This is a genomic window from Rhodococcus sp. P14 (genome assembly GCF_000256505.1).
Taxonomy (GTDB): Bacteria; Actinomycetota; Actinomycetes; order Mycobacteriales; family Mycobacteriaceae; genus Rhodococcus; species Rhodococcus ruber.
Genome location: NZ_AJFC01000292.1, coordinates 1 through 18,116, shown reverse-complemented (window position 1 = coordinate 18,116; position 18,116 = coordinate 1). Strand labels below are relative to the sequence as shown.

Here is an 18,116-nt window from a genome sequence, read left to right as displayed (position 1 = left end):
CCGAATGTCACATGAGTTCGATCGAATCGACGCGGTGTGACATTCGGTCACGCCGGACGGAAGGTTGAAGGACACCGATGGTGACGAAGCACGTGCCGTCCTGGCACGACGACGAGGTACAGGCCGTGTCGGAACTGGCCCGCGACTTCTTCGAGCGCGAGGTCATGGCCCACGCCGAGAAGTGGGACAGCCAGCGGCGCATCGACCGCGAGGTGTGGCTCGCGGCCGGCAAACTGGGACTGCTGCTGTGCTCGATCCCGGAGGAGTACGGCGGCGGGGGCGGCACCTTCGCGCACGACCTCGCGGTCTTCGAGGCGCAGGGCTACTCGGGTGACCTCGCCCTGGGCATCTCGGTGCACAGCGGCATCGTCGCCCACTACATCCTCGAGTACGGCAGCGAGGAGCAGAAGCGAACCTGGTTGCCCGGCATGGCAACCGGCGAGATCCTCGGCGCGATCGGCATGACCGAGCCGGGCGCCGGGTCGGACCTCAAGGCCATCAAGACCACCGCGCTCCGCGACGGCGACGAGTACGTGGTCAACGGCTCGAAGACCTTCATCACCAACGGTTCGTCGGCCGACGTCATCGTGCTCGCCGTCAAGACCGACCCGAAGGCCGGCGCCAAGGGCGTCTCCCTGCTGATCGTCGACCTGCGGGACTGCCCCGGCTTCGCGGTCGGGCGGGTGCTGGACAAGGTCGGCCAGCACGGCGCCGACACCTCCGAGCTGTCGTTCACCGACGTGCGGGTGCCGATGTCGAACCTGCTCGGGGAGAGCGAGGGGCAGGGTTTCGCGCAGCTGATGGCGCAGCTGGTGCAGGAGCGGCTGATCATCGGCGCGCAGGCGGCCGGGGCGATGGACCGCGCGGTCGAGGAGACCGTGCGCTACACGAAGGAGCGGCAGGCGTTCGGGCACAGCCTGTTCGAGTTCCAGAACACCGCGTTCGAGCTGGCGGAGTGCCGAACCATCGCCCGCACCTGCCAGGTGTTCCTCGATCACTGCATCGAGCAGCACCTGAAGGGTGAACTCGACGCCGCGGACGCCGCGATGGTCAAGTACTGGCTGACCGACAAGCAGTGCGAGGTCATCGACCGCTGCGTGCAGCTGCACGGCGGCTACGGCTACATGCGCGAATACCTCATCGCCCGGATGTACGAGGACGCCCGCGTGCAGCGGATCTACGCCGGCGCGAACGAGGTGATGAAGCAGATCATCGCCCGCTCCCTCTGAGTCCGTCGGAGGTGGAGGGCTCCCGCGAGGAGCCCTTCGCCTGCCGGGTGTGGTGCGCGAGCACCTTCGTGAGCAGGACGGTGAGCTGGTCCCGCTCGGCCGGGTCCAGCGACGCGAACGCCTCGTCCTGCGCCGCGACGAGGACGTCGTCGAGGGTGCGCAGGTGTTGCCGCCCACGGCGCGTGACGCTGATGATGTTGCGGCGCCGATCGGTGGGATCGGGACTGCGATCGACGAACCGCCGATCGGCCAGCTCGTTGACGGTGGCGACGATGTCGCTGCGGTCCATCCCCGCCCGTCGGCCCAGATCCGCCTGACACAGCGAGCCGTACTCCTCGAGCGCCGCCGGCGCGGGGTGGGGGTAGCCGCGGGCGTCGGCCAGGCCGAGCCGGCCGGACACCACTCGGTGCACGTGGCGCGCGGACTGGGTCAGCAGCCAGCTCGGGAGCCGCGCGAGTCTCGTGGGCGCGGTCGAAATGTCTGGGTCGGACATGCCACCAGGGTACGGTCCGGCGGCCGAAATCCGACGGTCAGCCGTCGGCGCCGCGGCAGCGCAGCCCGGCGGTACCGGGCCGACGACTCCGGCCCCGGCGGCGCGACCGGCGCGGGGACCTGCTCAGTGCCGACGATGATCGGTGATCGGCGTGCGCGGCCCCCGCCGCGGGACCCGCCCAGCCCCGCCGGTCGCCATGATCAGCCGCACGGCCCGGTAACGATGTGGCCGAAGGGGTTCCAGGTACTCCACCATGCCGGCGTCGTCCAGTGGCGCGCCGAGCAGCGACCAGCCGACGATCTTCGCGAGGTGGTAGTCGCCCACCGACAGCGCGTCCGCGTCTCCGAAGGCGCGCTGCGCGACCTCGGCGGCGGTCCAGATCCCCACGCCCGGGATCGAGTGCAGTCTGCGCTGTGCCTCGACGGGATCGAGGTCGACGAGCCGCTCGAGCCGGTCGGCCAGCTGGGCGCAGCGCACGACGGTGCGGGCCCGGCCGGGGTCGACGTTCGCCCGGTGGAACTCCCACGACGGAACGCGGCGCCACGTCTCGGCGGCCGGCGGCACCCGCATCCCCTCCGGTGCCGGGCCGGGCGGGTCGTCGCCGAACCAGGTGACGAGCCGCCGCCACGACGCGAACGCCGCGACGGCGTGCACCCGCTGTTCGAGGATCGCCGGGACCAGCGCCTCGAGCACGCGGCCGGTGCGTGGGATCCGCAGGGCCGGGAGACGTCGATGGGCCTCGGCCAGGCGCGGATGCTCGGGCCGGAACCCGGTCGGATCGTCGTCGGCGCCGAGCAGGGTGGGAAGACGGTCTGCCAGTTCCGCGGCTCCGGGACCCCACGCCTGGCAGCGCACGCCACGTGGACCGTCCTGCACGAGCCGGTAGGTGACCGGCCCCGACGCCAACCGGGACGTGCGCCACACCGCGTGCCCGTCACGGCGGTGGCAGGGGTCGTAGGGGCCGCGCTGGAGCGGCTGCAACGTCAGCGCGACGTCCACCGGCCGGGGCAGGTCGGCGCGGACGACGAGCGCGCCGGTGCTGGGTGGAGCGGGGACGGGCACCGGTCCACCGTACTGTGCCGCCGTACCGGGCGACGAGGTGCGGATCGAAGGCGGCGACCCGCCGAGTGTGCGCTTCTCGTGCCGACACGCCGAGGAGGGCCGCGATTTCTGCACAGCCGCGGCGCGTCGGTGCCTCGGGCGCGACGTCGCCTCTGCCACGGGATATGGTCTGGCACATGATCATCGTGAGCACCGACGGTTCGTGCCTTCGAAACCCGGGCGGCGCCATCGGATGGGCGTGGGTCAATCACGAAGGGCCGAGCCGGGCCGGCGGGGAACGCTCCGGCACCAATCAGATCGCCGAGCTGCGGGCGCTGCTCGAGGCGCTGAAGGCCCACCCCGGTCCGGAACCGATGATCATCGAATCCGACTCGCAATACGCCATCAAGTGCGCCTCGGAGTGGCTGCCCGGATGGAAGCGCAAGGGCTGGAAGACGGCGACGGGCGCGCCGGTGAAGAACCTCGACCTGGTCCAGGCCATCGATCGCGTCCTCGCCGAGCGGTCCGGGCCGGTGCGGTTCCGGTGGGTGCGCGGGCACGTCGGCAACCACTTCAACGAACTCGCCGACAAACTGGCGGGCGAGGCGGCACGCGCCCAGGGGGCGGCCCCGCCCGCTCCGAAGGCGCCCGTCTCCGAACCGGCCGGGCCCGAGCCGACCCCCGCGCCCGCGCGGCCCGAGCCGACCCCCGCGCCCGCGCGGGCGAAGAAGGCGGTGCGCCGGACGGTGAAGGTGGTCGAGGAGGTCGAGCTCACCCTCTTCTGACGAGCCGTCAGAATCCGTCGGCGACCTCGATCACCGCCCGGCCGGTGAACTTGCCGGCCCGCACGAGATCGAGCACGGACACCAGCTCCCGGGCGGGGATGCGGCGCATGATGTCGGCCAGGTGCCGGGGACGCAGGTCGCCCGCGAGGCGCTCCCACAGCTCGCGCCGCGGGACGATGGGCAGCTGCACCGAGTCGATTCCCAGTAGCGCGACGCTGCGCAGGATGAACGGCATCACCGTGGTCTGCAAGGCGGCGCCGCCGGTGAGCCCGCTCGCGGCGACCGCGCCGCCCCACTGCACGGTGCTGAGGACATGGGCGAGGGTCGCGCCGCCGACGCAGTCCACGGCCCCCGCCCAGTGCGCCTTGCCGAGCGGTCGCGGCTTCGCGTCGGGGTCCTCGGGCAGCCGTCCGATCACTGAGGCGGCGCCCAGCTCGGTGAGCAGGTCGTGGGCTTCCGGCTTGCCGGTCGAGGCGACCACCTCGAATCCGGCCGCGGCGAGCAGGTCGACGCTGACGGTGCCCACGCCGCCGGAGGCGCCGGTGACGACGATGGGTCCGTCGTCCGGGGTCAGGCCGTGCCGCAGCAGCGCCTGCACGCTGAGCGCCGCGGTGAAGCCGGCGGTGCCGATGGCGGCGGCGTCGGCCGTGGAGAGCTCGCCGAGCCGGACGAGCTGGTCGGCGGGGACGCGGGCGTACTCGGCGTAGCCGCCGTGCCGGCCGGTGCCGATCTCGTAGCCGTGCGCGAGGACCCGGTCGCCCGGCGCGAAGTCGGGGTGATCCGAGGTGACGACCTCACCGGCGAGGTCGATGCCGGGAATGATCGGGTAGTTGCGGACCACGCCGCCGCGCGGGACGACGGCGAGGGCGTCCTTGTAGTTGACGCTCGAGTGCAGGACGCGGACGGTGATGCCGTCGTCGGGCAGCATCGTCTCGTCGACGGTCTCGGGGGCGAAGTCGATCGCGCCGTCGTGCTCGCGCGCGACCCAGGCGGAGAACGTGGTGGAGGTCATGATCCGACCGTAGTGGCGGCGCGCTCGTCCGTGTGGAGACACGACTCTTGCCAACGGTAAGTAAAGGCATGCTAAGTTAGGCAACGCTTCGCTGAGTTCGGGGTGGCGGCGGGACCGCACGAGCGGCTTCGCCTACCCCGGAAGTTCAATTTTCAAGGAGATTGCCCATGCGTATCCGGTTGTCCGCCGCCGTCGCGTTAATCGCGGCCGCCTCGCTCGGGCTTTCCGCCTGCTCCTCCGACACCTCCTCCGACACCGCGGCGGACACCGGCGCGACCGTGGTCATCAGTCACGCCCAGGGCGAGACCGAGGTGCCCGTCGATCCCGAACGGGTCGTGGTCTTCGACCAGAGCGTCCTGCAGTCCATGATCGACCTCGACCTGCCCGATGCCGTCGGCGTCCCCGCCCTCACGAACTGGCCCGAATCGTTCGCACGCTACCGGGGCGACGACGTCGCCAAGGTCGGATCGCTGTTCGAGCCCGACTTCGAGGCCGTCAACGCCCTCGAGCCCGACCTCATCATCGTCGCCGCCCGGTCGGCCACCAGCTACGACGCGCTCAGCGAGATCGCCCCGACCGTCGACCTCTCCGTCGACTCCAAGGACTTCCTGAACAGCGTCGAGACGCAGAACCGCAACCTCGCCACCATCTTCGGAGCCGAGGACGCGTTCGAGGAGAAGTTCGCCGGCATCGAGGAGTCGTTCGACGCCGTGTCCGCGGCGGCCGCACAGGCGAATCTGCGCGGGCTCATCGCGCGCGTCGAGGCCGCCGAGGTCACCGCGTACGGACCCGGCTCCCGGTACGGCATCATCCACGACCTCGGCGTCAAGCCCGTGTCGGAGACCTTCGCCGACGACGTCGCCCACGGGGACGCCGTGTCCTTCGAGTACATCGCCCAGGCCGATCCCGACCTGATGTTCGTCCAGGACCGCGAGGCACCCCTCGGCGACACCACCGGCCCCAACGCGTCCCGAGTCCTCGACAACCCCCTCGTCGGCGGCACCACGGCCGCGAAGGAAGGCCGGATCACCTACCTCGACCTGTACACCTGGTACATGGCGCCGAGCGCGCTGAGCTCCGTCCAGTCCCAGATCGACGTCGTCGGGCAGGCCGTCGGCACGGCCGCGGCGGCATGACCTCCTCCCGCCCGTGAGCGCCCCCGTAACGACCGGCCGGGCCGGCGACCGCACCCCGCGTGCGGCCGCCGGCCCGGCCGTGCGTCTGCGTCCCGTCCTGCTGGGCGCCGTGCTGCTCGCCGTCGCCGCCTTCGCGTCCCTGTTCGTCGGCGTCGCCGACGTCACGCCCGCAGACCTGCTGCGCGGCGACACCGCGACCCTCGAGGTGTTCTTCGTCTCGCGCGTGCCCCGACTGATCGCGATCCTGCTCGCCGGCGCCGCCCTGAGCGTGTCCGGCCTGATCATGCAGCACCTGACCCGCAACCGGTTCGTGGCGCCGGACACCGCCGGCACCGTCGAATGGGCCCTGCTCGGCATCCTCGTCGCGACCCTGTTCCTCGGCGGCCAGTCCGTGCTCGGCAAGATGCTCGTCGCCGTCGCCTTCTCCCTCGTCGGCACCTTCCTGTTCCTGCGGCTGCTGCGCCGTGTCCGGTTCACCGACATGATCGTCGTGCCGCTCGTCGGCCTCATGTTCGGCGGCGTCGTCATGGCCGTCACCACGTTCTTCGCCTACCGGCTCGAACTGATGCAGGCCCTGAACACGTGGACCAGCGGCGACTTCTCCGGCATCCTGCGCGGCCGCTACGAGATCATCTGGGTCGTCGTCGCCGTCATGGCCGTCGCCTATCTGTACGCCGACCGCTTCACCGTGGCCGGCCTCGGCGAGGGCTTCGCGAAGAACCTCGGCGTCCCGTACCAGCTGGTGATCAACATCGGGATGGTCGTCGTCGCCGTCACCACCGCCGTCGTCACCGTCGTCGTCGGCGCCATCCCGTTCCTCGGCCTCGTCGTGCCCAACCTGGTCACCATGGCGCTCGGCGACAACCTGCGCCGCGTCCTGCCGATCACCGCGCTCGCCGGCGCCGGATTCGTGCTCGCCTGCGACGTCGTCGGCCGTGTCATCCGCTACCCGTACGAGATCCCGGTCGGCACCGTCGCGAGCGTCGTCGGCGCCGTCGTGTTCATCGCGCTGATCCTGCGCACCCGGCGAGGTGCGCGATGAGCCAGGTCCTCGCCGCACCCCCCGCGACCCGTCGCCGGAACCCTGCCCGCGTGCTCGTCGTGCTCGGCGTCGTCGCCGCACTGGCGGTGTGCGCCTACCTGTTCCTCTTCGTCACCGGCTCGTGGGACTTCGCCATGAAGATCCGCAGCCGGCAGGTGCTGTCGATGGTGCTCGTCGGCTACGCCACCGCCTTCGCCGCGGTGATCTTCCAGACCGTCACCAACAACCGCATCCTCACCCCGGGCGTGATGGGCTTCGACAGCCTGTTCATGCTGCTGCAGACCCTCGTGGTGTTCCTGTTCGGCGCGAGCGCCCTCGCGACACTGGATCCGCGCCTGAAGTTCGGGGTCGAGGTGCTCGCCATGGTCGCCTTCGCGCTCGTGCTGTTCCGATGGCTCTTCGACCGCGGATCCCGCGACCTGTACGTGCTGGTGCTCGTGGGTATCGTGCTCGGCGCCCTGTTCGGGGGGCTGTCGTCGCTGGTGTCACGGCTGATCGACCCCAACGACTTCATGACCCTGCAGGACGTGCTGTTCGCCAGCTTCAACAACGTGCAGGTCGACCTGCTCGCCGTGTCGGCCCTGCTCGTCGTCGCGGCGACGGCGTTCTCGGTGCCGCTGCTGCGTCAGCTCGACGTCGTCGCGCTGGGCCGCGAGCACGCGGTCGGCCTCGGCGTCGACCATCGGCGCGTCGTCACTCGCGCGCTGATCGTCGTCGCGGTGCTGGTCTCGGTGTCCACCGCGCTCGTCGGGCCCATCACGTTCCTCGGGCTGTTGGTGGCCAACCTGGCCCGGGAACTCGTCGGCACGTTCCGGCACCGCTGGACGGTGCCCGCCGCGACGCTCGTCGCGATCGTCGCGCTGGTCGGCGGGCAGTTCGTCCTCGCCCGGCTGCTCGACTACAACTCGAGCCTCATCGTCGTCGTCAACTTCGTCGGCGGCATCTACTTCATCTCCCTGCTCGTGAGGGGTGCACGCCTGTGATCACCGTCCGGGATCTCGCCAAGAACTACGCCGGCACCACCGTGCTCGGGCCCGTCGATATCGACGTCCCGCGCGGCGGGCTCACGTCGATCATCGGTGCCAACGGCGCCGGCAAGTCGACACTGCTGACCATCGTCGCGCGGCTGCTCGACTCCGACGCCGGATCGGTCAGCATCGACGGGCTCGACCTGCGGGCCACCCCCTCGGACGCGCTGGCGAAGAAACTGTCGGTGCTGCGCCAGGACAACACCACCGCGGTGCGGTTGTCGGTGCGTGAACTCGTCGAGTTCGGGCGCTTCCCGCATTCGAAGGGCCGGCTGTCGGCGTCCTGCCACGACGCGGTCGACCGCGCCATCGAGTACACCGGCCTGGGCGGGTTCGAGCACCGCTTCCTCGACCAGCTCTCCGGCGGGCAGCGGCAGCGGGCGTTCGTCGCGATGGTGCTCGCGCAGGACACCGACTACGTGCTGCTCGACGAACCGCTGAACAACCTGGACATGAAGCACTCGCAGCACATGATGCAGCTGCTGCGACGGATGGCCCACGAGATGGGCAAGACCGTGATCCTGGTGATCCACGACATCAACTTCGCGTCGTGCCACTCCGATCGCATCGTCGCGATGCGCGACGGTGCCGTCGTCGCCGACGGGGACGTCGACGAGATCCTCCGGCCCGAGGTGCTGCGCAAGGTCTACGACATGGACATCGCCGTGCACGAGATCGACGGCCGTCGCATCGCCGTGTACTTCTGAGGCGCCTTCGGCGCCGGTGTGTCCTTCGGGCGGCTGGGGCAGCCCAAAAGGCGCACCGGCGGTGGGGTCGCTACCTTCGGGGGATGGACGAAGCGCAGCAGGTAGCCGACTTCCGGGACCGGCACGGCCTCGACGGTCTGATCGACGTGCACACCCACTTCATGCCCAAGAGCGTCATGGACAAGGTGTGGGGATACTTCGATTCCGCCGGACCGCTCGTGGGACGCGAATGGCCCATCACCTATCGGCACGCCGAGGAGGAACGCGTCGAGCGGCTGCGGCGTTTCGAGGTCCGTCGATTCACGGCGATGCTCTACCCGCACAAGCCCGCGATGGCCGCGTGGCTGAATTCCTGGGCCGTGGACTTCGCGGCCCGCACCCCCGACTGCCTGCACACCGCGACGTTCTACCCCGAGCCCGAGGCGGGTGACTATGTCGCCGCGGCGCTCGAGCACGGCGCACGGGTGTTCAAGTCGCACATCCAGGTCGGGGACTACGACCCCAACGATCCGCTGCTCGATCCGGTGTGGGGCCTGCTCGAAGACGCCGGGGTGCCGATCGTCATCCACTGCGGCTCGGGGCCGGCGCCGGGCGCGCACACCGGGCCCGGGCCGATCGCCGCGCTGCTGGACCGGTTCCCGCGGCTGGCGCTGATCGTCGCGCACATGGGCATGCCCGAGTATCGCGAGTTCCTCGAACTGGCCGAGAAATATCCGCGGGTGCACCTCGACACGACCATGGCGTTCACCGACTTCACCCAGGAGTCGATGCCGTTCCCGGAGGACGAGCTGCCGCGGCTGCGGGCACTGGGCTCGAAGGTGCTGTTCGGCAGCGACTTCCCGAACATCCCGTACCCGTACATCCATCAGCTCGAGGCGGTCGAACGGCTCGATCTCGGCAGCGAATGGGTCCGCGCGGTGTGCTGGGACAACGCGGAGGCACTGTTCGGCGCGGTGTGAGCGGGGGCCGTCCGGCCGAATGTCACACCGGTTCGATGTGATCGAACCGGTGTGACATTCGGCCACTCAGGTGCAGCAGTGGGGGTCGAGGACGAGGCGGAGTGCCTGCAGTGCGTCGCTGCAGGCACGGTGGTGGACGTTCATGCCGCGGCGGGTCGATTGCACCATCCCCGCCTTGCGCAGCTGGCCGAGGTGGTGGCTGACGGTCGACTCCGTCAGCCCGACGGCCGACGCCAGATCGCACGTGCACACGTCGTCCTCACGGGTGGTGAGCAGGATCGACATCAGCTGGATGCGGGTCGGGTCGGCGAGCGCCTTGAGCCGCAGCGCCACCTCGAGGGCGGCTGCCTCGCTCATCGGTGCCGCCGAGACCGGCGCGCAGCAGATGGGGGCGGAGACGTCGATGACCGGGAGCGCCTTGGGCATGCCCCCATCATCCACCCCTCTTGACATATGTCAAAAAGGTGACGACAGTGAAACCAGCAATTCGACGTATGTCTCACAGGTGGAGGTCATCATGTCCCGCGTCCAGCTCGCCCTCAACGTCGACGACCTGCAGGAGGCCGTGACGTTCTACACCAAGCTGTTCGGCACCGAGCCGGCCAAGCTGAAGCCCGGCTACGCGAACTTCGCGATCGCCGAGCCGCCGTTGAAGCTCGTCCTGATCGAGAACGCGGGCAAGGGCGGCTCGATCAACCATCTCGGCGTCGAGGTCGACTCGAGCGAGAAGGTGCACTCCGAGATCGCCCGCCTCACGGACGAAGGACTGTTCACCGACGAGGAGATCGGCACCACCTGCTGCTTCGCCACCCAGGACAAGGTGTGGGTCACCGGCCCGGCGGGGGAGAAGTGGGAGGTCTACACCGTCCTCGCCGACAGCGAGACCTTCGGCACGAGCCCGAAGCTGCTCGACCAGGACGAGAACGCGGAGGGCGTGTGCTGCGGCTCCGCCGCCGAACGGGAGCAGGAATCGGCGACCGGCACCGAGAAGGCGCCGGCCGCGACGACGTGCTGCTGAGCGACACCCACGGCCCCGCTCCGGGCCCCCGCCCGTAGGCGGGCCCGAGCCGGCGCGTCGTCGGCATGCCGGCGCCGCCGCAATCCGGTGCCGGACACCCGGCCGGAGCCCTATCGTGAGGGGATGACTGCCGACGAGCGCAGTGGCGGGGCGACGGGCGGGCGTCCGGCCCGGCCGTCGGAGGAGCTCACGCCGCTGCCGGATCTGGTGCACGGCCGTCCCCGCGCGGGGCCGGTGCGCCGCCGTCGGCCCGTGTATGTGGATCTGCTGCCGCCGTGCAACGCACGGTGCCCCGCCGGGGAGAACATCCAGGCCTGGCTCGCGCACGCGAAGGCCGGCCGGTACGAGCAGGCCTGGCGGCAGCTCGTCGCCGACAATCCGTTCGCCGCCGTCCACGGCCGGGTGTGCTACCACCCCTGCGAATCCGTCTGCAACCGCGCCACTCTGGACAGCGCCGTGTCCATCCATTCGGTGGAGCGTTTTCTCGGCGACCGGGCACGCGAGCAGGGCTGGATGTTCGAGCCGCCCCCCACCCGCACCGGCAAGCGGGTACTGGTGATCGGTGCCGGGCCGAGCGGGCTGTCTGCCGCCTGTCACCTCGCCCGCCGCGGCCACGACGTCGAGATCCGCGACGCCGGCGCCGCGCCCGGCGGGATGATGCGCTACGGCATCCCGAACTACCGGCTTCCGCGCGACGTGCTCGAGGCGGAGCTGGAGCGGGTCGCGGCACTGGGGGTGCGGCTGACCTGCAACCACCGGGTCGAGGATCTCGCGGCGGAACGCGCGGAGGGCGGTTTCGACGCGGTGTTCGTCGCGGTCGGCGCGCATCTGGCCAAACGGGTCGACATCCCGGCCTGCGACGCGGGCACGATGATCGACGCGGTGTCGTTCCTGCGCGGTGTCGCCTCCGGGGAGAACCCGCCCGTCGGGCGGCACGTGGCCGTCTACGGCGCCGGCAACACGGCGATGGACGCGGCCCGGGTGGCCCGCCGGCTCGGGGCCGAGGACGCGGTCATCGTCTATCGCCGCACCCGCGAGCAGATGCCCGCCCACGCGGAGGAGGCCGAGGACGCCGAACGCGAAGGCGTGCGGATCAACTGGCTACGCACGGTCACCGCCTTCGACGGGCCCGAACTGCAGGTCGAGGTCATGGAACTCGACGAGTCCGGTCGTCCACGGCCCACCGGCCGTTTCGAGACGCTGGCCGCGGACACCCTGATCATGGCGATCGGCCAGGAGACCGAGTCGGCGTTCATGCGCACGCTGCCCGGGGTCGAGTTCGAGCGGGACGGCAGCGTGCGGGTGGACGAGTCGCTGATGACCGGCTGCCCCGGGGTGTTCGCAGGCGGCGACATGGTGCCCGGCGAGCGCACCGTCACGGTGGGGGTGGGGCACGGGAAGAAGGCGGCGCACCACATCGACGCCTGGCTGCGTCGAGTGTCCGGCGAGCGACCCGCCAAGCATCCGATCGCGACGTTCGACCAGCTGCACCTGTGGTACTTCGCCGACGCGGATCGGGGGGTCCAGCCGGAATTACCTGTCGAGGAACGTCTTTCCGGATTCGACGAGGTGGTCGGCGGAGTGTCGGCGGAGGCGGCGACCTTCGAGGCGGGCCGGTGCCTGTCGTGCGGCAACTGCTTCGAGTGCGACGGCTGTCTCGGCGCGTGCCCGGAGGACGCGATCGTCAAGCTGGGTCCCGGCCACGGCTACCGGTACGACTACGGCAAGTGCACCGGCTGCGCCGAGTGCTTCGAGCAGTGCCCGGTGCACGCCATCGAGATGTTTCCGGAGCCGACATGACGCGTGCCACGGTGGACGGAAACGAGGCGGCCGTGTCGGTCGCCTACCGGCTCAACGAAGTGTGCTGCATCTATCCGATCACCCCGTCGTCGGCGATGGCCGAGCTGGCCGACGAATGGTCCAGCCGGCACCGGCCGAACCTGTGGGGCACCGTGCCGAGTGTGGTGGAAATGCAGAGCGAGGGCGGCGCGGCGGGCGCGCTGCACGGCGCGCTGCAGGGCGGGGCACTGGCGACGACGTTCACCGCGTCGCAGGGCCTGCTGCTGATGATCCCGAACATGTACAAGATCGCCGGCGAGCTGACCTCGGCGGTCATGCATGTTGCGGCCCGGTCCCTGGCCGCGCAGGGACTGTCGATCTTCGGGGACCATTCGGACGTGATGGCGGTGCGCCAGACCGGGTTCGCGCTGCTCGCCTCGGCCTCGGTGCAGGAAGCACACGACCTGGCGCTGGTGGCGCAGGCCGCGACCCTGCGGACGCGGGTGCCGTTCGTCCACTTCTTCGACGGCTTCCGCACCTCGCACGAGCTCAACACCATCGAGACGCTGACCGACGACGACCTGCGGGCACTGGTGCCCGAGGAACTGATCCACGAGCATCGCGGACGCGCGTTGTCGCCGGAGCGGCCGTTCATCCGGGGCACCGCGCAGAACCCGGACACCTACTTCCAGGCACGGGAGACGGTCAACCCGTTCTACGCCCGGGTTCCGGCGGTGGTGGACGAGCTGATGGCGCAGTTGGGTGAGCGCACCGGCCGCGGCCTGCGCATCGTCCAGTACGCCGGGCACCCCGAGGCGGAACGGGTGCTGGTCTTGATGGGATCCGGGGCGCAGACCGCATCCGACACCGCTGCCGCGCTCGCCGCCCGCGGTGAGCGCGTCGGGGTGGTGCAGGTGCGGCTGTACCGACCCTTTCCCGCCGAGGCGCTGCTGGCGGCGCTGCCGGCGACGGTGCGCACGATCGGCGTGCTGGACCGCACCAAAGAGCCCGGGTCGCACGGCGAGCCGCTGTATCTCGACGTCGTCGCGGCCCTCGCGGAGGCACATGCCGACGGTGAGCGAGCCGTCATGCCCCGGATCTGCGGCGGCCGCTACGGCCTGTCGTCGAAGGAGTTCACGCCCGGGATGGTGGCCGGCGTCTTCGCCGAGCTCGCCCGTGAGGGGCCCCGACGCCGGTTCACCGTCGGCATCGACGACGACGTGTCCGGCACCAGCATCACCTACGACCCGTCCTTCGACATCGAATCCCCCGACACCGTGCGGGCGATCTTCTACGGCCTGGGCTCGGACGGGACCGTCGGGGCCAACAAGAACACCATCAAGATCCTCGGCGACGAGGAACACCTGCACGCGCAGGGCTACTTCGTCTACGACTCGAAGAAGTCCGGCTCGCAGACCGTCTCGCATCTGCGTTTCGGACCGCGGCCCATCCGCGCACCGTATCTGGTGAGCCGCGCGGACCTCGTCGGCTGCCATCAGTTCCGATTCCTCGACAAGATCGACGTCCTGGGACCGGCCGCACCGGGAGCGACCCTGCTGCTGAACTGCAGACACCGGCCGGACAAGGTCTGGGACGCGCTGCCCCGCCGGGTCCAGGAACAGATCCTCGACAAGGGGATCACGCTGTACGCCGTCGACGCGGGCCGGATCGCTCGCGAGGTCGGGCTCGCCGGGCGGATCAACGTCGTGCTGCAGACCTGCTTCTTCGCGATCTCGGATGTGCTGCCGCGTGAGCAGGCCGTCGCCCGGATCAAGAAGTCGGTGGAGAAGACCTACGGCAACCGTGGAGCCGACGTGCTGCGACGCGAACTGGCCGCGGTGGACCGGGCGTTGGACGAGCTGCACCGGATCGAGGTGCCCGGCCGGGTGACCACCACCCGAGTACCGGCGCCGATCGTGCCGGAGCACGCGCCCGAGTTCGTCCGCACCGTCACCGCGGAGATGATGGCCGGGCGTGGGGATGCCTTGCCGGTCAGCGCGTTTCCCGTCGACGGGACCTATCCGAGCGGCACCACCGCCTACGAGAAGCGCAACATTTCGGAACTGGTCGCAGCATGGGACCCGGACACCTGCATCCAGTGCGGAAACTGCAGTTTCGCCTGTCCGCACAGCGTGATCCGCACCAAGTTCTACGACAAATCCCACCTGGACGGTGCCCCGGAGCAGTTCGGCTCGGCGGCACTGGGGGCCGTGGGTCTGCCGGATGCCCGGTACACCCTGCAGGTCTACGCCGAGGACTGCACCGGGTGCGGGCTGTGCGTCGAGGCCTGTCCCGCCGTGACTCCCGGCGCGACGGTCACCAAGGCCATCAACCTCGCACCCCGCGAACCGCGAGTGGCCGCCGAACGCGAGAACATCGCCTTCTTCGAGACGCTGCCGACGGCCGACCGGGCCCGGGTGGACTTCGGCACCGTCCGCGGAACGCAGTTCCTCGAGCCGCTGTTCGAATTTCCCGGCGCCTGCGCGGGCTGCGGGGAGACCCCGTACCTCAAGCTGCTCTCCCAACTGTTCGGCGACCGGTTGATGATCGCGAACGCCACGGGCTGCTCGTCGATCTACGGCGGCAATCTGCCCACCACCCCCTGGGCGACCAACGCGGACGGACGCGGCCCCGCCTGGTCCAACTCGCTGTTCGAGGACAACGCCGAATTCGGGCTGGGGTTCCGGCTGGCCGCCGACGAGCACACCCGGCTCGCCCGGCGGCGCCTGACCGAACTACGGGAGGCGGTCGGTGCCGACCTCGTCGACAGCATCCTGACGGCGCCGCAACTGCGCGAGTCCGAGCTGCGCGCCCAGCGGGAACGAGTCGCCGAACTCGAAACCCTTCTCGCAGAGCTTGATCCGACCACGACCGCCGACCTGCGCAGTGTGCTCGACCACCTGGTGCGGCGCAGCGTGTGGATCGTCGGCGGCGACGGCTGGGCCTACGACATCGGTGCCGGGGGTCTCGACCACGTCCTGGCCAGCGGTCACAACGTCAACGTCCTGGTCCTCGACACCGAGGTGTATTCCAACACCGGGGGACAGATGTCCAAGGCCACCCCGCTCGGCGCGATCGCGAAGTTTGCCGCAGCCGGCAAGACGGTTCCGATGAAAGACATTGCGTTGCAGGCCATCGCCTACGGCAACGTCTACGTCGCCCGGGTCGCGATGGGTGCCGATCCGCAGCACACCTTGCAGGCGATGCGGGAAGCCGAAGCCTACGAGGGCCCGTCGCTCGTCATCGCCTACAGTCAGTGCATCGCGCACGGTATCGACATGCGTCACGGGATGGACCAGCAGTACCGCGCGGTGGCCAGCGGGCACTGGCCGCTGATCCGCTACGACCCGGTGTTGCGGGCGGCCGGGGAGAATCCGTTCCTGCTCGATTCGCACCGGCCGAGGATTCCGCTCGAGGACTACCGCAGCCGCGAGCTGCGGTACCGCGCGCTCGCCAACACCGACCCGGCGGAATACGACCGGCTTCTCGGCCTCGCCGAAGAGGCGATCGCTCAGCGCTGGGACCGGTACGAGGACATGGCATCGCAAGGGTCGCACCACTTCACCGCCGACGCCCGCAAGGATCGCTGATGGACCTGTCGACGCGCTACCTGGGCCTGGACCTGCCGAATCCCCTGATGGCGGCGGCATCCCCACTGTCCCGCACGGTCGGTGGGGTCCGCCGGCTCGCCGACGCGGGCGTCGGTGCGGTGGTGCTGTGTTCGCTGTTCGAGGAGCAGCTGCTGCGCGAGGCGGAACGCAATGCGGCACTGACCGAGCACGGTTCGCAGAGCTACGCCGAGTCCTTGTCGTACTTACCGGACGACGCCGTCGAGGACCACGGACCGCGCCGCTACCTGAGCCTGCTCGAACGCGCCGCGCAGGCGGTCGCCGTCCCGGTGATCGGCAGCCTGAACGGCGTCACCCCGGGCGCGTGGGCGGGCTACGCACGCTCGATGCAGGACGCCGGTGCGGCCGCCATCGAGCTGAACATCTACTACCTGCCCGGTGATCCGCACATCAGTGGCCGGGACGTCGAACAACGACACCTCGACGTCCTGGACCGGGTCGCGGACGCCGTCACCGTGCCGGTCGCGGTCAAGATGAGCCCCCAGTTCAGTTCGATCGGCGAGATGGCGCTCCGTCTCGACGAGGCCGGGGCCGACGGACTGGTGCTGTTCAACCGGTTCCTGCAGCCCGGCATCGATTCCGAAACCCTCACGGTGGTCCCGGCCGTGACCCTGTCGACCCGCGCGGAGACCCGGTTGCCGCAGACCTGGATCGCGTTGCTGCGGGGACGGGTGCGCGCCGACCTGGCCGCGACCACCGGCGTCGAGGACGCCACCGACGTGATCGAGTATCTGCTCGCCGGTGCGGACGTCGTGCAGTCCGCCTCGGCATTGCTGCGCCACGGACCCGAGTACGCCGCCGTCCTGCTCGACGGTGTGCGTGAGTGGATGCGCCGCAAGGGATATCACAGTGTCGACGAGTTCCGCGGCGTGCTCGCCGTGTCGTCCGGCGCGGACGGGACCGGCCGCGGACGCGGTGACTACGTCGGCGCGCTCCGCGAGGCCGACCACCGCGCCTACGGCATCGTGTGAGGCTTCCGGTCCCGCTCGAGCCCCGGGGGTGCTCATAGGGGCGTTCCGGCCGCGGTGCCGGCTCAGAGGTCCAGCGCCAGGCCGGCGACGGTGGCCTTGGCGGTGCGCCCGACCCCGATCAACGTGGCCGAGCCGGGGCCGGTCCAATCCCCGTAGCCGAGCAGATGCAGCTTGGGTTCCTTCAACGCCTGGGTGCCCGCCACATCGATCGAACCGTCGGGCCCGCGCAGGTGCAGCGGCCGCAGCGGCGCCAGGGCGGGGCGGAATCCGGTGGCCCAGACGATCACGTCCGCGCGCCGGCTCTCCCCGGTGTCGTCCCACGAGATGCCGTCCCGGGTCAGCCGGTCGAACATCGGCAGCGGATCCAGCGCGCCGCGGTCCCGGGCCGCGAGGACCTCCGGAACCATCACGATGTCACCGAGGTCGGTGATACCGCCCGGATCGGGGCGTCCGGCCGCCAGCGCCAGCGCGCGCCGCGAGGCCATCTCGAACAACACGCGTCCGTCGACGTCGTCCGGCAGGAACCGCGGCGGCCGGGTGGTCACCCAGGTGGTGTCGGTGACCTCCGAGATCTCGGCGACCAGCTGGGCGCCGGAGTTGCCGCCGCCGACCACCACGACCGCCTTACCGGCGAATTCACCCGGGGTGCGGTACTGCACGGTGTGCAACTGTCTGCCCGCGAAGCCGCGGGCTCCGGGACAAGCGGGCCAGAACGGTTGCTGCCAGGTGCCGGTGGCGCTGATCACCCGCCGTGCCCGCCACACCCGCTCCGCGGTGTCCACCCGCAGCCGCTCCCCGTCGTCGTCGCGGGTGACCGCCCGCACCCGCACCGGCCGCCGCACCGGCAGGCCGTAGCGGCGCTCGTACGCGGTCAGATACTTGATCACCTGCCGGGCGGGTGGGAACCCGTCCCGCCACGGCGGCATCGGCCATCCCGGCAGCGACGCGTACTCCGCGGGGGAGAACAGCCGCAGCGACGGCCAGGTGTGAGGCCACGCGCCGCCCGGTGTGGGCTGATCATCGAGGACGACGAACTCGAGCCCGGCCCGGCGCAGGTAGTACCCGGCGGCCAGGCCGGCCTGCCCGCCCCCGATCACCACGACGTCCACCTCGACCGTGCTCATCGTCTCCCTCGTCATCGCGTGCGCAGATCGTCGATCCCGGCCGTCAGGGGTGACCGGGGGCGTCGAGCAGGCTCGCCGCGGCGATCAGGGCGGCCTTGACGATCAGTCGTTCGGGGATCTCTTCGAAGGTGACCGGTCCGAGTGCCACTGTCCGGCACGGGGA

General features: G+C 70.5%; 16 protein-coding genes. 11 read left to right on the top strand and 5 right to left on the bottom strand.

The genetic code is table 11. The features are described 5' to 3' along the window. The first annotated feature begins 77 nt into the window (after positions 1-77). The gene (locus tag OEY_RS0120455) at positions 78-1,229 is read left to right on the top strand and encodes an acyl-CoA dehydrogenase family protein (RefSeq protein WP_010595639.1); all 1,152 of its coding nucleotides are present in this window, start codon (positions 78-80) and stop codon (positions 1,227-1,229) included. On the opposite strand, the gene OEY_RS0120450 is transcribed toward OEY_RS0120455, so the two are convergent. Further along, positions 1,210-1,722: a MarR family winged helix-turn-helix transcriptional regulator gene (locus OEY_RS0120450; RefSeq protein ID WP_010595638.1), complete on the bottom strand. Its 513-nt coding sequence runs from the start codon at positions 1,720-1,722 to the stop codon at positions 1,210-1,212. The genes OEY_RS0120455 and OEY_RS0120450 overlap by 20 nt on opposite strands. A gap of 123 nt (positions 1,723-1,845) precedes the next feature. Further along, entirely contained in the window at positions 1,846-2,784 is a 939-nt protein-coding gene (locus tag OEY_RS0120445) for a DNA-3-methyladenine glycosylase family protein (RefSeq protein ID WP_010595637.1), read from the bottom strand. Between the two features lie 176 nt (positions 2,785-2,960). Between OEY_RS0120445 and OEY_RS0120440 the strand changes: the two genes are divergently transcribed. Then, entirely contained in the window at positions 2,961-3,548 is a 588-nt protein-coding gene (locus OEY_RS0120440) for a ribonuclease H family protein (protein ID WP_010595636.1), read from the top strand. Between the two features lie 7 nt (positions 3,549-3,555). On the opposite strand, the gene OEY_RS0120435 is transcribed toward OEY_RS0120440, so the two are convergent. Next, the gene (locus OEY_RS0120435) at positions 3,556-4,560 is read right to left on the bottom strand and encodes an acrylyl-CoA reductase family protein (RefSeq protein ID WP_010595635.1); all 1,005 of its coding nucleotides are present in this window, start codon (positions 4,558-4,560) and stop codon (positions 3,556-3,558) included. A 167-nt stretch (positions 4,561-4,727) separates the two neighbouring features. On the opposite strand from OEY_RS0120435, the gene OEY_RS0120430 reads away from it, so the two are divergent. The 5 genes from OEY_RS0120430 to OEY_RS0120410 all read left to right on the top strand — a co-directional run bounded on the left by OEY_RS0120430 (position 4,728) and on the right by OEY_RS0120410 (position 9,432). Next, complete coding sequence (locus tag OEY_RS0120430) at positions 4,728-5,696, top strand: siderophore ABC transporter substrate-binding protein (RefSeq protein WP_010595634.1); 969 nt, start codon at positions 4,728-4,730, stop codon at positions 5,694-5,696. A gap of 13 nt (positions 5,697-5,709) precedes the next feature. Continuing rightward, positions 5,710-6,738 carry an ABC transporter permease gene (locus tag OEY_RS0120425; RefSeq protein WP_010595633.1) on the top strand — a complete coding sequence of 343 codons (1,029 nt, stop codon included), beginning with the start codon at positions 5,710-5,712 and terminating at the stop codon, positions 6,736-6,738. After that, the gene (locus OEY_RS0120420) at positions 6,735-7,721 is read left to right on the top strand and encodes an iron chelate uptake ABC transporter family permease subunit (RefSeq protein WP_234420126.1); all 987 of its coding nucleotides are present in this window, start codon (positions 6,735-6,737) and stop codon (positions 7,719-7,721) included. Before OEY_RS0120425 ends, OEY_RS0120420 begins: the two co-directional genes overlap by 4 nt. Beyond that, a complete protein-coding gene (locus OEY_RS0120415) occupies positions 7,718-8,473 on the top strand; it encodes an iron ABC transporter ATP-binding protein (RefSeq protein WP_010595631.1) in 756 nt (251 codons plus the stop codon). The genes OEY_RS0120420 and OEY_RS0120415 overlap by 4 nt, the downstream gene beginning before the upstream one ends. 83 nt (positions 8,474-8,556) lie before the next feature. Further along, the gene (locus OEY_RS0120410; RefSeq protein WP_010595630.1) at positions 8,557-9,432 is read left to right on the top strand and encodes an amidohydrolase family protein; all 876 of its coding nucleotides are present in this window, start codon (positions 8,557-8,559) and stop codon (positions 9,430-9,432) included. A 66-nt stretch (positions 9,433-9,498) separates the two neighbouring features. On the opposite strand, the gene OEY_RS0120405 is transcribed toward OEY_RS0120410, so the two are convergent. After that, positions 9,499-9,858 carry an Rv2640c family ArsR-like transcriptional regulator gene (locus OEY_RS0120405; RefSeq protein WP_010595629.1) on the bottom strand — a complete coding sequence of 120 codons (360 nt, stop codon included), beginning with the start codon at positions 9,856-9,858 and terminating at the stop codon, positions 9,499-9,501. A gap of 91 nt (positions 9,859-9,949) precedes the next feature. Between OEY_RS0120405 and OEY_RS0120400 the strand changes: the two genes are divergently transcribed. The 4 genes from OEY_RS0120400 (at position 9,950) to OEY_RS0120385 (ending at position 16,829) form a co-directional block, all read left to right on the top strand. Further along, complete coding sequence (locus OEY_RS0120400; RefSeq protein ID WP_010595628.1) at positions 9,950-10,450, top strand: ArsI/CadI family heavy metal resistance metalloenzyme; 501 nt, start codon at positions 9,950-9,952, stop codon at positions 10,448-10,450. A gap of 123 nt (positions 10,451-10,573) precedes the next feature. Then, positions 10,574-12,250: an NAD(P)-binding protein gene (locus OEY_RS0120395; RefSeq protein WP_010595627.1), complete on the top strand. Its 1,677-nt coding sequence runs from the start codon at positions 10,574-10,576 to the stop codon at positions 12,248-12,250. Continuing rightward, positions 12,247-15,819 (top strand): pyruvate:ferredoxin (flavodoxin) oxidoreductase, encoded by a 3,573-nt coding sequence (gene nifJ / locus OEY_RS0120390; RefSeq protein ID WP_010595626.1) that lies wholly within the window; start codon positions 12,247-12,249, stop codon positions 15,817-15,819. The genes OEY_RS0120395 and nifJ overlap by 4 nt, the downstream gene beginning before the upstream one ends. Beyond that, positions 15,819-16,829 carry a dihydroorotate dehydrogenase-like protein gene (locus OEY_RS0120385; protein ID WP_010595625.1) on the top strand — a complete coding sequence of 337 codons (1,011 nt, stop codon included), beginning with the start codon at positions 15,819-15,821 and terminating at the stop codon, positions 16,827-16,829. The genes nifJ and OEY_RS0120385 overlap by 1 nt, the downstream gene beginning before the upstream one ends. A gap of 62 nt (positions 16,830-16,891) precedes the next feature. Here the strand turns inward: OEY_RS0120385 and OEY_RS0120380 are convergent, their stop codons facing one another. Then, positions 16,892-17,953 (bottom strand): ArsO family NAD(P)H-dependent flavin-containing monooxygenase, encoded by a 1,062-nt coding sequence (locus tag OEY_RS0120380; RefSeq protein WP_010595624.1) that lies wholly within the window; start codon positions 17,951-17,953, stop codon positions 16,892-16,894. Positions 17,954-18,116: the final 163 nt, after the last annotated feature.

Coding starts and splice junctions, on each gene's coding strand:
- OEY_RS0120455 (WP_010595639.1), top strand. CDS start 78: ATGGTGACGAAGCACGTGCCGTCCTGGCACGACGACGAGGTACAGGCC.
- OEY_RS0120450 (WP_010595638.1), bottom strand. CDS start 1,722: ATGTCCGACCCAGACATTTCGACCGCGCCCACGAGACTCGCGCGGCTC.
- OEY_RS0120440 (WP_010595636.1), top strand. CDS start 2,961: ATGATCATCGTGAGCACCGACGGTTCGTGCCTTCGAAACCCGGGCGGC.
- OEY_RS0120435 (WP_010595635.1), bottom strand. CDS start 4,560: ATGACCTCCACCACGTTCTCCGCCTGGGTCGCGCGCGAGCACGACGGC.
- OEY_RS0120430 (WP_010595634.1), top strand. CDS start 4,728: ATGCGTATCCGGTTGTCCGCCGCCGTCGCGTTAATCGCGGCCGCCTCG.
- OEY_RS0120420 (WP_234420126.1), top strand. CDS start 6,735: ATGAGCCAGGTCCTCGCCGCACCCCCCGCGACCCGTCGCCGGAACCCT.
- OEY_RS0120410 (WP_010595630.1), top strand. CDS start 8,557: ATGGACGAAGCGCAGCAGGTAGCCGACTTCCGGGACCGGCACGGCCTC.
- OEY_RS0120405 (WP_010595629.1), bottom strand. CDS start 9,858: ATGCCCAAGGCGCTCCCGGTCATCGACGTCTCCGCCCCCATCTGCTGC.
- OEY_RS0120400 (WP_010595628.1), top strand. CDS start 9,950: ATGTCCCGCGTCCAGCTCGCCCTCAACGTCGACGACCTGCAGGAGGCC.
- OEY_RS0120395 (WP_010595627.1), top strand. CDS start 10,574: ATGACTGCCGACGAGCGCAGTGGCGGGGCGACGGGCGGGCGTCCGGCC.
- nifJ (WP_010595626.1), top strand. CDS start 12,247: ATGACGCGTGCCACGGTGGACGGAAACGAGGCGGCCGTGTCGGTCGCC.
- OEY_RS0120385 (WP_010595625.1), top strand. CDS start 15,819: ATGGACCTGTCGACGCGCTACCTGGGCCTGGACCTGCCGAATCCCCTG.
- OEY_RS0120380 (WP_010595624.1), bottom strand. CDS start 17,953: ATGAGCACGGTCGAGGTGGACGTCGTGGTGATCGGGGGCGGGCAGGCC.